Genomic DNA, 14,780 nt, shown 5'->3' with positions numbered 1-14,780 from the left:
CGTTCCGCGACAGGGTTGGCGCATGACATCGCCGATCCTCGACCACGCGGAAGACGTCTGGCGCGGCTCGGTGTCACCGCGGGAGATGCCGCTGCGGGACCTGCGCTCGAGGGGGGCGCAGGAGGTCGCCGAGGGCGTGGTCATGTGGCCGGCCTTCGGGAATGTTTACGGCGTCCGAGGCGATGGCGGCCTGGCTCTGTTCGACACAGGGAACGTCGTGGACGCGCAGAACGCGCACGCGGCGATCCGGGGGTGGTCGGACGAGCCGGTCCGCTACGCGATCTACTCGCACGGGCACTTCGACCACGTGGCCGGCATGGCGCCGTTCGACGCCGAGACGGGGCCGCGGCCGAACGTCGTCGCGCACGAGAACGTCGCGGCGCGGTTCACCCGGTACGCGAGGACGGCCGGCTACAACACGGTCATCAACCAGCGGCAGTTCGGCTTCACCACGCTGACCTGGCCCGCGGCCTACCGCACGCCCGACCTGACCTACCGGGACCGGATGGCCGTCACGCTCGGCGACGTGACCTTCGACATGCGGCACGCCCGCGGCGAGACCGACGACGCCACCTGGGCGTTCCTGCCCGAGCGCGGGGTCCTGCTGACCGGCGACCTGTTCGTCTGGGTCACGCCGAACGCCGGCAACCCGCAGAAGGTGCAGCGCTATCCCGACGAGTGGGCCGTCGCCCTGCGCGCGATGGCCGCCCTGGACGCCGAGGTGCTGCTGCCCGGACACGGCCTGCCCATCGTGGGTGCCGGGCGGGTGCGCCAGGCGCTGATCGACACGGCCGACTACCTGGACAGCCTCGTCGACCAGACCCTGGACATGATGAACGCCGGGGCCCGCCTCAACGAGATCCTGCTGTCCGTGCGCGCCCCGGGTGAACTGGCCGACCGGCCCTACCTCCAGCCGTACTACGACGAGCCGGAGTTCGTGGTCCGCAACATCTGGCGCCTCTACGGCGGCTGGCACGACGGTGACCCCGCTCACCTGAAGCCTCCCGCGGACGCCGTCCTCGCCGGCGCGCTGGCCGAGCTCGCGGGCGGCGCCCGTCCCATCGCCGCCCGCGCCGCGCGGGCCGCCGCCGACGGGGACCTCCGCCTGGCCTGCCAGCTGGCCGAGTTCGCCACGCAGGCGGCCCCCGCCGACGGAAAGGTCCACGAGGTCCGCGCCCGGGTCTACATGCTCCGCGTCCAGGAGGAGACCTCGATCATGGCCAGGGGCGTCTACACCTGGGCCGCCGCCGAGTCCCGCAGCGCCATCACCCAGGAGGACCTGCTGGACGTCTACCACGACATCGCCGGCGGTGAGCTCTGGTGGGTCCCCCCCGCCACCGACTGAGCCCCGCCCCGGGCGGGAAGGGCTCAGAAGAGGACGGACATGAAGGTGTCGACCTCGCGGAAGCCCGCGCGGCGGTACGCGGCGCGGGCGGCCGTGTTGAAGTCGTTCACGTAGAGGGTGACGGTGGGCGCGAAACGGCGCAGGGTGTGGTCGACGATGGCGGCCATGCCGGACACCGAGTGACCCTGGCCGCGGTGGTCGGGGTGGACCCAGACGCCCTGGATCTGGCAGGCCTGCGGGGTCACCGCGCCGACTTCGGCCTTGAAGACGACCTTGCCGTCCTCGATGCGGGCGAAGGAGCGGCCGATCCGGATCAGCTCGGCCACCCGGGAGCGGTAGAGCGCGCCGCCGTCACCGAGGTCGGGAGAGATGCCGACCTCTTCGGTGAACATGGCCACGCAGGCCGGGAGCAGGGTGGAGAACTCGTCCGGGCGAACCTGGCGTACCAGGGGATCGGGCGGGACGGGGGACGGCGCGGAGGTCGCCATGACAGGCTGGGCCCAGCGGATGGCGCGGGCCGCGCCCCAATAGGGCTCCAGGCGTTCCCAGAGCTTCTCCACCGCGTCGGCCGGGCCGACGATTGACGAGCAACGGCGGCCCTGCCTGCGCGCGCGGTCCGCGAACGCCTGAATCGCCTCGGGTCCGGCGTTGACCGGGACGAGATTGGCGCCGGCGTAGCAGAGGGAGGTCAGCCCGCCACGCGGGCCCAATCCCCACATCTGACCGCCGAGACGCGCCGGATTCAATCCCACGGACCGGACCCGGGAGGCGACGAAGACGTTGGCGACCGGGTCCGCGTCCAGGAGCGCCAGCACCTCTTCGCGGTCGTGATCGTCGAGCACGCGCGACGCCGATGTACGCAGCATCACGCGCCCAGCCTACGCGACCATCCCGATTTTGGAACGAACCGACCCTACCCACCGCCGTTCCCTCTCTTCACCTCCCCGGCCCATCACATCCGCGTCGACACCTGACGCCGGAACACAAGACCACGAACCCCCACGTCACCCCCAGGGGGTACCCCGCCCAGGCGCCGCACCCCGCAGAGGAACCCCGGCACCCGACGAGGACTCGAACCCCCGCGAAGACTCGAAACCCAGCGAAGATTCGACACGCAGCGGGCCTTCGACACGCAGCGGGCCTTCGACACGCAGCGGGCCTTCGACACGCAGCGGGCCTTCGACACGCAGCGGGCGTTCGACACGCAGCGGGCGTTCGACACGCAGCGGGGACTCGACACCCAGAGGGCCCTCAGCGCCCAGCGGGACCCCGGCACCCAGCGGGACTCCGGCACTCAACGGCACCCCGGCACCCAGCGGCACCCCGGCACCCAGCGGCACCCCGGCACTCAACGGGCCCCCGGCACCCAGCGGGACCCCGGCTCGTGACGGGACCCCGGCGTCCAGGGGAGCCATGACGCGCAGCGGGGACTTGGTGTGGGACGGGGGCTTGTCCGTGGCGCCCTTGGGGGTGGGAGTGGGGGGGATCGGGCGGGGGGCGGGAGTGGCGGGGCAGGTGGCGTCGGCGTGGCGGGAGCGCCGGCGGGTGGCGGGGCCGGGGACGGTGGCATCGCGGAGGTAGGAGGCGAGGTGCTGGTCGACGCAGAAGTTGCCGCCGAGGGACACGCCGTGGTTGCCGCCGCCCTCCACCAGGAGCCGCGAGGACGGGAAGCGGTCGCGGATGCGCAGTGCGCCCCCGAACGGGGTGGCGGCGTCGTGGCGGGACTGGACCAGCAGCAGAGGCGGCAGGCCGGCGGCGCCGCCGACCCGGACGGGCTTGCCGCCGGGCTCGGGCCAGAAGGCGCACGGGGCGTTGTACCAGGCGTTGGCCCACGCCATGAACGGCGACTTGGCGTTCACCTCGGTGGTGTCGGCCAGCCAGCGCGACCAGTCGCGCGGCCACGCGGCGTCGCGGCACTGCACCGCGAGGTACACCGCGTAGTTGTTCTCGGCGGCGGCATCGTGGTCCACGTGACGGCGGTACGCGTTCACCAGGCCCTCCGCCTGGCCCTTGCGGACGTACGACGAGAACGCGGCGGCGAACGTCGGCCAGACGATGTCGGTGTACCCGCCGACGGTGTAGATGTCGTCCAACTCGCTGGGCCCGACCAGGCCGCCCGCGGGCTTGGCGGCCAGCCTGCCTCGCATGCCGTACCAGGCGGCCGACACCGCGCCCTCGGTGCGGCCGACGTGGTAGACGTCGTGGTGGCGCGCCACCCAGGCCAGGAAGGCGCGGTGGCGCCGGTCGAAGGCGTGGTCCTGCGCGATGTTGGCGTCGTACCACACGCCCTCGGGGTCGACCACGCTGTCGAGCACCATGCGCTTCACCCGGCTCGGGAACAGCGTGGCGTACACCGCGCCGAGGTAGGTGCCGTAGGAGTAGCCGAGGTAGCTGATCTTCTCTTCGCCGAGGGCCCGGCGGATGACGTCCATGTCCCGCGCGGAGTTCTCGGAGGTCATGTGGGGCAGCAGCCAGCCCCAGCGGACGCCGCACGCCACGGCGTACTGCTTGGCGCGGGCGAGCAGGGCGGCCTGGGCCGCGTCGTTCTTCGGCACCTGGTCCAGGCGCGGCGCGGCGAAGTGTTTCCTCGGGTCGGCGCAGCTCAGCGAGGGCTCGCTGTTCCCGACGCCCCGGGGGTCGAAGCCGATCACGTCGTAGCGCGCCGCGACGTCCTTCGGCAGGGCGGCCGCGACGTAACGGGCGAGGGCGACGCCGGAGGCGCCGGGACCGCCCGGGTTGACGAGCAGCGACCCGAGATGGCCGCTGGTGCCGGAGGCGATCCCCTTGATGCGGTTGAGCGCCAGGGCGATGGACGGACCGTCCGGTTTGGTGTAGTCGAGCGGGACACGCACGACGGCGCACTGGACGGCCGGCGCCTTCGCCCCGGGGCAGGCACCCCACGACACCCCGTCACCGGGCCGCGCGGCCCGCGCGCTCGCCCCGCCGGTCAGGCCGCCGAGCAGCACCGCCATGCCGGCCACGACACCAAGAACCCGCTTCACCCGTCACTCCCCCACCGCCGGGCACGGCGGCGCCCGCTGCGGCGCCCGGCACCCGGCCTCGACCTGCCATCGTTAAGTAGTCACTTGATCGCACAGTGTAGCGACGGCAACGCTACCACCGGCCCAGGGACGCTCCGGGCGTGCTGTGGACAAGGGGACCGGCCACCATCGGCCACACGCCGCGGGCACGCCAGCGGCGGGTCAGTACGAGACGCGCTGGAGGGCGACCATGGCCGCGTCGTCCCCGAGACGGCCCCCCACATAGGCCAGCAGGTCCGCGCGCACGTACTCGACCAGGGCCCTGGGCCCGTCCCCCTGCCACTTGGCCATCCTCTCGGCCAGGGGATAGAACACCCCGTCGGGATCGCGCGCCTCCACCACCCCGTCGGTGTACAGCAGCAGCGTGTCCCCGGCCTCGAAGGCGAACGTCGCCACCTGGCACTCGGCGTGCGCCAGTTCGCCGAGGCCGAGCGGGACGGTGGGCCGGGCCACGGCGAGGAACGTGACCTCGTGCGAGCGCACCAGCAGGGGCGGCGGGTGCCCGCAGTTGATCATCTTCAGCACCGGGAGGTCGTCCGGCACCTCCAGCACGGCCGCGGTGATGAAGTTCTCGATGACCTCGGAGCAGTCGGCCGCGCGCTCGGCGTACTCGGCCGCGACGCTCTCCTCCAGGTGCCCGACCACCTGCGGCAGGGTCGCCCGCCGCCGCGCGGCCTCCCGGAACGCGCCGAGGAACACCGTCGCGTCCGACACCGACGGCATCCCCTTGCCCCGCACGTCGCCGATCACCAGCCGGGTCCCCGTGGCGACGCGCACACCCGCGTACAGGTCGCCGCCGATCTGGGCCTCCTCCTCCGCGGCCAGGTAGACGCAGGCGACCTCCAGCGGCCCGATCCGGGGCGGCAGAGGGCGCAGCAGCGCGTGCTGGGCCGCCTCGGACACCGACCGCACCCGGGTCAGCTCCTCCCGGTGGCGGTCGCGGATGAAGGAGAAGAGCACGAGGAACGCGGTGACCACGATCAGCGCCAGTAGCTCCGCCCGCATGACCAGCGTGCCGATCAGGTCGTCGACGACGTCGAGCAGCAGGTGGTCGACGACGGCCAGGGCGCCGATCACGGCGGTCAGCCGCGGCCCCGCGAACGAGGCGGTGATCGCGGGCGCCGTCACCAGCAGGGGGGTCAGCCGCACCTCCCACGGCACCACCAGCTCCAGCACGGTGATCACCAGGATCAGACCGACCGGTATCGCCACCAGGACGTGACCCGGCCGCCACGACAGGTGCTGATCAGGCATGCGAGCCCAAGGTCGCACCCTTCTTGCTTACACCAGCCGCTCACCGCGCAGGAAGGGCGCGCCAGTCCCCCGTCAGCCCACGCGGGCCCGACCTACCAGGTCGGACGGTACGCGGCCCGGGGCGGCACACGCCCCCGCGAAACGCCCTCCCACGCCCATGCGCCGGGCCGGACCTGGGGACGGCATGACCCGGCGCGAGAGACGGTTGCCCCAGGGCCGGGAAACGGTTGACCCGGAGAAGGCCGGCGGACGACCGTCCGTGGCCCGCCGGCCCGGGCCGGGCCGGCAACCACTTACGGGCCCGTTGAGACCGGGAGACGGTCAGCTGACGACCCCTACGGGCCCGCGGAAATCAGGAGACTGTCAGCTGACGACCACCTGCGGGCCCGTACCGGCCTCGGCGTCGTCGGCGGGGCCCATCTCCTCGGCGAGGCGGAGGGCCTCCTCGATGAGGGTCTCCACGATCTGGGACTCGGGGACGGTCTTGACGACCTTGCCCTTGACGAAGATCTGGCCCTTGCCGTTGCCGGACGCCACGCCGAGGTCGGCCTCGCGGGCCTCCCCCGGGCCGTTGACGACGCAGCCCATCACCGCGACCCGCAGCGGCACCGGCAAGCCGTCCAGCCCGGCCTGCACCCGCTCGGCCAGGGTGTACACGTCGACCTGCGCCCGCCCGCACGAGGGGCACGACACGATCTCCAGGCCCCGCTTGCGGAGGTTGAGCGATTCGAGGATGGCGAGGCCGACCTTGACCTCCTCCACCGGGGGCGCCGACAGCGACACGCGGATGGTGTCCCCGATGCCCTCGGCCAGCAGCGCCCCGAAGGCCACGGCCGACTTGACCGTCCCCTGGAACGTGGGTCCCGCCTCGGTCACCCCGAGGTGCAGGGGGTAGTCGCACCGCGCGGCGAGCAAGCGGTAGGCCTGGACCATCACCACGGGGTCGTGGTGCTTGACCGAGATCTTCAGGTCGGTGAAGCCGTGCTCCTCGAACAGCGAGCACTCCCACAGCGCGGACTCGACCAGCGCCTCGGGGGTGGCTTTGCCGTACTTGGCCATGATGCGCTCGTCCAGCGAGCCGGCGTTGACGCCGATGCGGATCGGCACGCCCGCCTGACCGGCCTCGCGCGCGATCTCGGCGACCTTGTCGTCGAACCGCTTGATGTTGCCGGGGTTGACCCGGACCGCCGCGCACCCGGCCTCGATGGCGGCGAAGACGTACCGCGGCTGGAAGTGGATGTCGGCGATCACCGGGATCTGCGACTTGCGGGCGATGATCGGCAGCGCCTCGGCGTCGTCGTTGGAGGGGACCGCGACCCGGACGATCTGGCAGCCGGAGGCGGTCAGCTCGGCGATCTGCTGCAGTGTGGCGTTGATGTCGGCGGTCACCGTGGTGGTCATCGACTGCACGGACACGGGCGCGTCCCCGCCCACCGGCACCGAGCCCACCATGATCTGCCGGGTGACCCGCCGCTCGGCGATCGGCTTGGTCCGGACCGACGGAATCCCCAGATCAACAGATGTCATATTTTCCAGCACCTTGGGTGTTCGGCGACACGCTCAGACCTCCCCAGTTTAGGTACCCCGCCGGACCGGACGGCGACTCAGGGCGGCAAAGGCGGCCCATTCAGGCCACCACCAGCTCCCCCGCCCGCGCCCGCGCCCAGGAGTCCGCCGCGAGCACCTCGCCCACCGACTCCGCGGGCGTGACGGTGTGCTCGCCAACCACGGCGGCCACGGTGTCCACGATGCCGGGGAACGGCAGCCGCCCGGCCAGGAACGCCGCCACGCACACCTCGTTGGCCGCGTTGTACACGGCGGGCGCGGTGCCGCCCTGCCCGCCGACGTGCCGCGCCAGCGCGACGGCCGGGAACGCCTGGTCGTCCAGCGGCTCGAAGGTCCAGGTGTGCGCCTTGGTCCAGTCGACCGGGCGGGCCGCCCCGGCGACCCTGGCGGGCCAGCCGAGGGTCAGCGAGATCGGCAGCCGCATGTCGGGCGGGCTGGCCTGGGCGATGGTGGAGCCGTCCACGAACTCGACCATGGAGTGGATGACCGACTGCGGGTGGACGACCACGGTGATGCGGTCGAAGGGGATGTCGAACAGCAGGCTGGCCTCGATGACCTCCAGCCCCTTGTTGACCAGGGTCGCGGAGTTGAGGGTGATCATCTGCCCCATGTCCCACGTGGGGTGGCGCAGCGCCTGCTCGGGCGTGACGCCGGTCAGCTCGTCGCGCTTACGCCCCCGGAACGGCCCCCCGCTGGCGGTGACGACGAGCCGCCGCACCACCGCCGGGTCGTACCCGGAGGGCCCGGCCGCCCACAGGCACTGGGCGAGCGCCGAGTGCTCGGAGTCGACCGGCAGGATGCTCCCGGGGCCGGCCAGCCGCTTCACCAGCGGGCCGCCGATGATCAGCGACTCCTTGTTGGCCAGGGCCAGCACCCGCCCGGCCTCCAGCGCGGCCAGCGTGGAGGTGAGGCCGACGGCCCCGGTGATGCCGTTCAGCACGACGTCGCACGGCCACGCGGCAACCTCGGCCACGCCCTCGGCGCCGGCCAGGACGCGCACGGACGGCCCGACCGCCTCGCGCAGCTCCGCGACGGCCCGCTCGTCGGCGACCGCCACCACCTCGGGCCGGAAGCGCTCCACCTGGCGGGCCAGCAGGCCGATCTGCCCGCCGCCCGCCACCAGTCCGGCGACCCGGAACCGGCCGGGCTCGCGCTGGATGACGTCCAGCGCCTGGGTGCCGACCGAGCCGGTTGATCCGAGCACGACGACGGCCCGGGGGCCGGCGGGAGCGGCGCCGGCGATTCCGGCCGGTGCCGCGAGAGGCGTCTGCATGTCCCCATTATCGCGGCCGCGCCGCCGCCCGCCCGGCCACCGTCCGCAGTCGGCCGGGACACCTCGCCCGGGGACGTTTCCCGTCACCACAGCGACGGGTGAGAAACCTGCTGATAAATGCCCGAATCCCGCCATATCCGTCTAGGTGAATCACGAGAAATGCGGCGATCCACGCCACTACGGTCCCCCGACAGGACATGGCACCCGACCCACCCGGGAGCCGGCCGGGACAACGCACCGTGCGCGCCGTTCGCGCGTTCGCGCGCACTGGTCCCGCCGGGGCCGCCCGGGTCGAGCACGCCCCACAGCACGGAGGACCGAATGCATCCCACGACACGACGCCTGCTGCCTATCGCCGTCATCGCACCGGTCGCGGCGGCGGGCGTCCTGCTGTCCGCCCCCGCCTCCGGCGACAGCGCGGCCAAGCCGGCCGCCCCGCGACCCATCGTCCACGACGCGGCCGACTCCAAGACCGAGCAGCGCGACGTCAAGCAGTTCTGGACCGTGGCCAAGATGGCCGCCGCCAAGCCGCTCACCATCACCAGGTCCCGCAACGGCCGCACCACGGCCGCCCCCTCCACCGGCGGCAAGGCCGTGATGATCAAGCCGGTCGCCCCGGCCGCGGCCCGCGTCGTCCGAAAGGGCGCCGCCCCGGCCGAGGAGCCGTCCCCGGCGCCGGAGACCACCCCCTCCGCCGCCGCGACGCCCACGCCGAGCCCGAGCGCGAGCCCGAGCCCCACCCCGTCCGCCTCCCTGCTCGCCGCCCGCTCCTCGGGCGCCCCGTGGACCGGCGCGGGCGCCATCGTGAAGACCGAGGGCCGGGTCTTCTTCACCTACCAGGGCCGCAACGCGTCGTGCTCGGGCACCGCGGTGAGCAGCGCCAACAAGAGCGTGGTCGTCACCGCCGGGCACTGCGTGAAGCTCGGCGGCGCCTTCCACACCAACTGGGTGTTCGTCCCCGGCTACAACGCGGGCAACCGCCCGCACGGCACCTGGATCGCCACCAGCCTGCTCACCACGCCGCAGTGGAACGCCAGCGAGGACATGAACTACGACATGGCCGCGGCCGTCGTCGCCCCCCTCAACGGCCAGCGCCTGGTGGACGTGGTCGGCGGGCAGGGCGTGGCGTTCAACCAGGGCCGCAGGAAGCAGATGTACGCCTTCGGCTACCCGGCGGCCAGCCCCTACGACGGCTCCAAGATGATCTATTGCAGCGGCCGGGCGTTCGACGACTTCCTGCTGTCCAGCGACCACGGGCTCACCTGCGACATGACCGGCGGCTCCAGCGGCGGCGGGTGGTTCATCAACTTCAACGAGACCACCGGCGCGGGCACGCTGAACTCGGTGAACAGCTTCAAGTACAACTTCGCGTCGTTCTGGATGTTCGGCCCGTACTTCGGCAACGAGGCCCAGGCCGTCTACACCGCCGCGCAGAACGAGGGCACCACCTGATTTACCGAAAGCGTCGGCGCGGGCACTCTGGGTAGTCCACACTCGGGAGCCATGACCCCGATCCTCCCGCTGATCACCACCGTGCCGCTCGTCGCCGGGCTGCTGGCGGCCGTCCCCGCGGATCAGGGACCGGCCGCCCGGCCCGGCGGCGCGGGCCCGGGGGCCGGTCCGGTGGCCCCCGGGCAGGTGGTGGCCGGGCACACCGCCACCCGCACGGCGGCCGAGCGCCGCCGAGCGCTCGGCCACTGGACCCCCGAGCGCATGGCGCGCGCCATGCCGGCGACGCTGCTCGGCACCTTCCCCCGCCCGAAGCTGCTCCCGATGCGTTCAAGGGCCGCCAGGCCGGCCACCAGGGGGTCGCGGTGGGCCGCGGGCGGCGCGGTGTCACGCACCACGGGGCGGGTCTTCCTCACGATGCGCGGCACCGACTACGTCTGCTCGGCGGGCGTGGTGCGCAGCCGCAACATGGACGTGGTGGTCACCGCCGGCCACTGCGTCAAGGACGGCGCGGGCCCCTGGGCGGAGAACTGGACGTTCGTCCCCGGCTACGAGGCCGGGCACAGGCCGTTCGGCGCCTTCACCGCCCGCCGCATGTTCGTCCCCGAGCCGTGGTCGGCCAGGGGCGACGACAGCTACGACCTCGCGATGGTCGCCGTCGCGCCCGCCGCCGGGCGCCACCTGACCCAGGTGGTCGGCGGCCAGGACATCGCGTTCAACCGGCCGCGCGGCGCCCGCGCGTTCGGCTTCGGCTTCCCCGCCGACCCGCCCTACGACGGCGAGCACCTGGTCTACTGCGCGGGCGCACCGCACGGGGACCCCCACCGGCAGACCCACGACCAGGGCATCCGGTGCGACCTGACCGCCGGGTCCAGCGGCGGCCCCTGGCTCAGCTCGTTCGACCCGGCGACCGGCCGGGGCGTGGTGACGTCGGTCAGCAGCTTCAAGTACAGCGACGACGCCACCACGATGTACGGCCCCTACTTCGGGGACCAGGCCAGGCGGCTGTTCGAGGTGGCGCAGAATGCCTGAGCCGCTACAGCGCGAGCCCGGTGAGCACCATCACCTTCTCGTAGGTGTAGTCCTCCATGGCCGAGCGCAGCCCCTCGCGTCCGATGCCCGACTCCTTGAGGCCGCCGTACGGCATCTGGTCGGCCCGGTACGACGGCACGTCGCCGACGATCACCCCGCCGACCTCCAGTTCCTTGGCCGCGCGGAACGCCACCCCGATGTCCCGGGTGAACACCCCCGCCTGCAGGCCGAACTTCGAGTCGTTGACCGCCTGGAACGCCTCGTCCACCGAGGCGACCGGCTGGAGCACCAGCACCGGCCCGAAGACCTCCTCGCGCACCACCTTGGCCTCGTCCGGCACGTCGGCGAGCACGGTCGGCGCGATCGTGGCGCCGTCCCTGCCGCCCCCGGTGAGCACCCGGGCACCGCCCTCGACGGCCTCGGCGATCCACCGCTCCACCCGCTCGGCCGCGTCCGCCGACACCATCGGCCCGACCTGCGTCTTGTCGTCGGCGGGGTCGCCGACCACGAGGCTCTCCACCGCGGCCAGCAGCTTGGCCGTGAACGCCTCGCGTACCGGCTCCTCCACGATCACCCGCTGAACGGCGATGCAGCTCTGCCCGGCCTGGTAGTTGGAGAACAACGCGATCCTGGCCGCCGCCCAGTCGAGGTCGGCGTCGGCGAGCACCACCGCCGCGGCGTTGCCACCGAGCTCCAGGGTGACGTGCTTGCGCGGCACCCGGTCCTTGAGCGCGAAGCCGACCGGCCCGGAGCCGGTGAACGACACCACCGGCAGCCGCGGGTCGTCGACCAGCGCGCCCGCCCGCTCGTTGGGCACCGGCAGGACCGAGAACATCCCGGCCGGCAGATCGGTCTCGGCCAGCAGCTCGCCGAGAAGCAGCGCGGACAGCGGGGTGGCCGGGGCGGGCTTCACCAGCACCGGCGCGCCGACCGCGATGGCCGGGGCCACCTTGTGCGCCACCAGGTTGAGCGGGAAGTTGAACGGCGTGATGGCCAGCACCGGCCCGTACGGCTGCCTGGACACATAGGCCAGGCGACCGGCCGCGGCGGGCTCGGTGTCCAGCCGCTGCACGGCGCCGCTGAACCTCCTGGCCTCCTCGGCGGCGAAGCGGAAGGTCGACACGGCGCGGCTCACCTCGCCGCGCGCCCAGAAGACGGGCTTGCCGTTCTCCGCGCTGATCAGCCGGGCGATCTCCTCGGCCCGCTCGGCCAGGCGCCGCGACACGTGGGCCAGCGCCTCGGCCCGCACATGGATCGGCAGGCCCGCGGCCTCCTTGCGCACCGCGTGCGCGGCGGCCACCGCCTCCTCCACCTGCTCGGGGGCAGGCACCGACGCGACGCCGACGACCCGTCCGTCGTGGGAGTTGGTCACCGTCAGCTCGGCGTCACCGGTCGCGGGCGATCCGGCGAGCCAGAAGGGGTGTACGTCCATGCTTCCGACCGTATGTCAGGACGGGCGGGCCGGCTCCACTCCAGTGCGGACAAGCGAAACGTGGCACCGCTACATCCCGCATAAGGCACCGTCTTTCCCTTTTCTGTAACAGACATGCCGCGATTTATGGATGATTCATTGTTGAGCGGTTTGAAGCTCTCAGCACATGGTTAAGTCACCATGCGGGTCCGCGCGGGACCCTTGTGGAGAAGGGGTCAGGTCTCTCATGGGTTCGCCGGCGCCGCCGCTCGGTCTTCAGGGTGCGTACTCAGCGGCAGGCCAGACCTCTCAGGAAGAGCTCCGCAGCCGCCTCATCGCCGTCGCGGGCCAGCTTCTCCTCACGCACGGTGCCGACAGCCTGACGGTCCGCCGGATCGCGGCCGAGGCGGGGTGCTCGACCACCGTCGTCTACACGATGTTCGGCAACAAGGAAGGCCTGGCCGAGGCGATCTACCTCGAGGGCTTCGAGCGGTTCCGCCGTCGGCTCGCGGCCGTGCCGCGCCATCCCGACCCGCTGACCTACCTCGCGTCCCTCGGCCCCGCCTACCGCGAGGCGTGCCTGGCCGAGCCGGGGTTCTACAGCGTGATGTTCGAGAAGGCCATCCCCGGCTTCGAGCCGAGCGAGCGGGCCCGCACCCTGGCCAGGGCCGCGGTCAACATCCTGGACCGCGCCATCGCCGACTGCATCGCGGCCGGGTACATGGTGCCCACCCAGCCCCGCAAGATCGCCGACTGCCTGTGGGCCGCCGCGCAGGGCGCCGTCAGCCTGGAACGCGCCGGTCACCTCCGCGACGACCAGGTCTACCTCTCGGTCACCATAGCGGCCATCAGCCGCTACCTGATCTACAAGGACGCCCTGCCGGTCTCCCTCTGACCGGCGACGCGGCCGGGTCTCCCCCGGCGGCTCAGCGCTTGAGCGGCGCCCGGGGCCGGGCGGACAGCGCCACCCACAGCTCGGCGCGCACCGCCGGGTCGTCCAGGTCCCGGCCGAGCAGCTCGCCGACCCGGCGCATGCGGTACCGCAGGGTGTGCCGGTGCACCCCGAGCCGTTGCGCCGCGGCGTCCCAGTGCCCGTTGCACGCCAGGTAGGCCCGCAGCGACTCCACCAGGTCGGCCCGCGAGCCGTACTCCCGCAGCGGCGCGAGCAGCGACGTGGCGAACCCCGACAGCAGGCCGGGGTCGACCAGCGACAGCAGGCCCTGCCCGGCGAGGTCGGCGAAACGGGTCACCGGGCCCGCGGAGCCGAGGGCGAGCCGGGCCTGGTCCAGGCCGGTGGCCAGCTCGTCCTGCCGCACCGGCGCGCTGACCCCCACCCGGCCGCGCGTCCCGGCGATCCCGGCGGCCCGCTCGGCCTCCCCCGCCGGGACCAGCGCCACCACCAGGCCGTCCCACGGCGCGGTGAAGCCGGGCAGCGCGTCGTACAGGGCCTCGGCGTCGTGCGGCTCGCAGGCCAGCACCGTGACCGGCCCGGCCGGCAGCCCGCCGCCGAGCGCCTCGATCGCCCGTCCGGCCGCCTCGTGCTCCCCGGCGAGCAGCAGCTCCAGCACGGCCGCGCGGACCCGGCGGGCCGCGGCGAGCTGGTCCCGGCCCCGGGCCAGCGACAACGCGAGCAGTGAACCCGCGGTGTTGACCACGGTCTGCCCGACCGGCGTGAACGGCCCGGCCGCCCCGGCCGCGAAGAACCCCCCGAGCCTGTGCCGTTCCCCGAGCGGACGCACGACGACGTGCTCGCCCGGCGCGGACAGCGCCAGGCTGGCGGGCGCGCCCGGGGAGCGCAGCCGTCCGAGCTCGGCCCGCACCAGCGCCGTCCCCGCCGCGGCGCCCTCCCCCGCGGCGTGCAGCGGCTCGCCGTCCGGGCCGAGCAGCACCGCCCACCCGTGGATCTCCCTGGCGAGCCTGTCGACCACCGCCGCGAGCCCGCCGGGCCGCAGCGCCGCCCGGGTCAGGCGCTCCTGGGCGGCGAAGGCGCTGCTCAGCTCCTCGTACCGCTCGGCGGCCAGCAGCTCGCTGACGGCCTTGCCGACGGCGATGAACGGCGTCTGCCGCGGCACCTCGACCAGCGGCATCCCCGCCTCGGCCGCCGCCGCCACGAACTCCGGCGGCACGTCGTCGTGCCCGAGGCCGACCCCGAAGCCCATCCCGGCGACCCCGCGCCCGACCAGCCGGGAGACGTACGGCCCGGCGTCTTGCGGGGTGAGCCGCATCCCGGTGGTGAGCACAAGCTCGTCGCCTTCGAGGAACGGGGTGGGGTCCTCCAGCTCGCTGACCGCGACCCAGCGGACGGGGCGGTCCAGCGCCGCGACGCCGGCGAGCACCCGCAGTCCCAGCGAGGTGATCCCCACCACGCGCCGTAGGATCGGCGCCATCACAGCCCCCCAGCCCGTCGGG

At 73.3% G+C, this 14,780-nt stretch carries 11 protein-coding genes; 4 read left to right on the top strand and 7 right to left on the bottom strand.

Annotation, left to right across the window (positions count from 1 at the left end):
- Window positions 1–22 precede the first annotated feature (22 nt).
- A complete protein-coding gene (locus tag ACFP1K_RS24805; RefSeq protein WP_380757411.1) occupies window positions 23–1,345 on the top strand; it encodes an alkyl sulfatase dimerization domain-containing protein in 1,323 nt (440 codons plus the stop codon).
- 23 nt (window positions 1,346–1,368) lie between these two features.
- Here the strand turns inward: ACFP1K_RS24805 and ACFP1K_RS24800 are convergent, their stop codons facing one another.
- From ACFP1K_RS24800 to dxr, 5 genes are all read right to left on the bottom strand, one after another.
- Window positions 1,369–2,211, bottom strand: coding sequence for a GNAT family N-acetyltransferase (locus ACFP1K_RS24800; RefSeq protein ID WP_380757491.1), 843 nt, complete (start codon window positions 2,209–2,211; stop codon window positions 1,369–1,371).
- Window positions 2,212–2,349: 138 nt separating this feature from the next.
- Window positions 2,350–4,347, bottom strand: a complete 1,998-nt coding sequence (locus ACFP1K_RS24795) for an alpha/beta hydrolase (protein ID WP_380757408.1) — start codon at window positions 4,345–4,347, stop codon at window positions 2,350–2,352.
- A 201-nt stretch (window positions 4,348–4,548) separates the two neighbouring features.
- A complete protein-coding gene (locus ACFP1K_RS24790; RefSeq protein WP_380757405.1) occupies window positions 4,549–5,640 on the bottom strand; it encodes a PP2C family protein-serine/threonine phosphatase in 1,092 nt (363 codons plus the stop codon).
- Window positions 5,641–6,003: 363 nt separating this feature from the next.
- Window positions 6,004–7,167 (bottom strand): flavodoxin-dependent (E)-4-hydroxy-3-methylbut-2-enyl-diphosphate synthase, encoded by a 1,164-nt coding sequence (ispG, locus tag ACFP1K_RS24785; protein WP_380757402.1) that lies wholly within the window; start codon window positions 7,165–7,167, stop codon window positions 6,004–6,006.
- Window positions 7,168–7,267: 100 nt separating this feature from the next.
- Window positions 7,268–8,479: a 1-deoxy-D-xylulose-5-phosphate reductoisomerase gene (gene dxr, locus ACFP1K_RS24780; protein WP_380757399.1), complete on the bottom strand. Its 1,212-nt coding sequence runs from the start codon at window positions 8,477–8,479 to the stop codon at window positions 7,268–7,270.
- Window positions 8,480–8,800: 321 nt separating this feature from the next.
- Between dxr and ACFP1K_RS24775 the strand changes: the two genes are divergently transcribed.
- Together ACFP1K_RS24775 and ACFP1K_RS24770 are read left to right on the top strand one after the other, a co-directional pair.
- Window positions 8,801–9,931, top strand: a complete 1,131-nt coding sequence (locus tag ACFP1K_RS24775; protein ID WP_380757396.1) for a trypsin-like serine peptidase — start codon at window positions 8,801–8,803, stop codon at window positions 9,929–9,931.
- A 51-nt stretch (window positions 9,932–9,982) separates the two neighbouring features.
- Window positions 9,983–10,960, top strand: a complete 978-nt coding sequence (locus tag ACFP1K_RS24770; protein WP_380757394.1) for a trypsin-like serine peptidase — start codon at window positions 9,983–9,985, stop codon at window positions 10,958–10,960.
- Between the two features lie 4 nt (window positions 10,961–10,964).
- Here the strand turns inward: ACFP1K_RS24770 and ACFP1K_RS24765 are convergent, their stop codons facing one another.
- Window positions 10,965–12,392, bottom strand: coding sequence for an aldehyde dehydrogenase family protein (locus ACFP1K_RS24765; RefSeq protein WP_380757392.1), 1,428 nt, complete (start codon window positions 12,390–12,392; stop codon window positions 10,965–10,967).
- Between the two features lie 226 nt (window positions 12,393–12,618).
- Here ACFP1K_RS24765 and ACFP1K_RS24760 point away from each other — a divergent pair, with 226 nt between their 5' ends.
- Window positions 12,619–13,266, top strand: coding sequence for a TetR/AcrR family transcriptional regulator (locus ACFP1K_RS24760; RefSeq protein WP_380757390.1), 648 nt, complete (start codon window positions 12,619–12,621; stop codon window positions 13,264–13,266).
- Between the two features lie 31 nt (window positions 13,267–13,297).
- Here ACFP1K_RS24760 and ACFP1K_RS24755 read toward each other — a convergent pair whose 3' ends face one another.
- Entirely contained in the window at window positions 13,298–14,737 is a 1,440-nt protein-coding gene (locus ACFP1K_RS24755) for a PucR family transcriptional regulator (RefSeq protein WP_380757386.1), read from the bottom strand.
- Window positions 14,738–14,780 lie beyond the last annotated feature (43 nt).

Origin of the sequence: Sphaerisporangium aureirubrum, from assembly GCF_042658925.1 — a bacterium.
In the GTDB taxonomy this organism is placed as follows: Bacteria; Actinomycetota; Actinomycetes; order Streptosporangiales; family Streptosporangiaceae; genus Sphaerisporangium; species Sphaerisporangium aureirubrum.
The sequence above is the reverse complement of the archived record's forward strand: the minus strand, read 5'-3'. Positions and strand labels throughout refer to the sequence as shown.

What these genes read in the sequence shown, in the direction of transcription:
- ACFP1K_RS24805 (WP_380757411.1), top strand. Translation starts at nt 23, where the DNA reads ATGACATCGCCGATCCTCGACCACGCGGAAGACGTCTGGCGCGGCTCG.
- ACFP1K_RS24770 (WP_380757394.1), top strand. Translation starts at nt 9,983, where the DNA reads ATGACCCCGATCCTCCCGCTGATCACCACCGTGCCGCTCGTCGCCGGG.
- ispG (WP_380757402.1), bottom strand. Translation starts at nt 7,167, where the DNA reads ATGACATCTGTTGATCTGGGGATTCCGTCGGTCCGGACCAAGCCGATC.
- ACFP1K_RS24775 (WP_380757396.1), top strand. Translation starts at nt 8,801, where the DNA reads ATGCATCCCACGACACGACGCCTGCTGCCTATCGCCGTCATCGCACCG.
- ACFP1K_RS24800 (WP_380757491.1), bottom strand. Translation starts at nt 2,211, where the DNA reads ATGCTGCGTACATCGGCGTCGCGCGTGCTCGACGATCACGACCGCGAA.
- ACFP1K_RS24790 (WP_380757405.1), bottom strand. Translation starts at nt 5,640, where the DNA reads ATGCCTGATCAGCACCTGTCGTGGCGGCCGGGTCACGTCCTGGTGGCG.
- ACFP1K_RS24765 (WP_380757392.1), bottom strand. Translation starts at nt 12,392, where the DNA reads ATGGACGTACACCCCTTCTGGCTCGCCGGATCGCCCGCGACCGGTGAC.
- ACFP1K_RS24760 (WP_380757390.1), top strand. Translation starts at nt 12,619, where the DNA reads ATGGGTTCGCCGGCGCCGCCGCTCGGTCTTCAGGGTGCGTACTCAGCG.
- dxr (WP_380757399.1), bottom strand. Translation starts at nt 8,479, where the DNA reads ATGCAGACGCCTCTCGCGGCACCGGCCGGAATCGCCGGCGCCGCTCCC.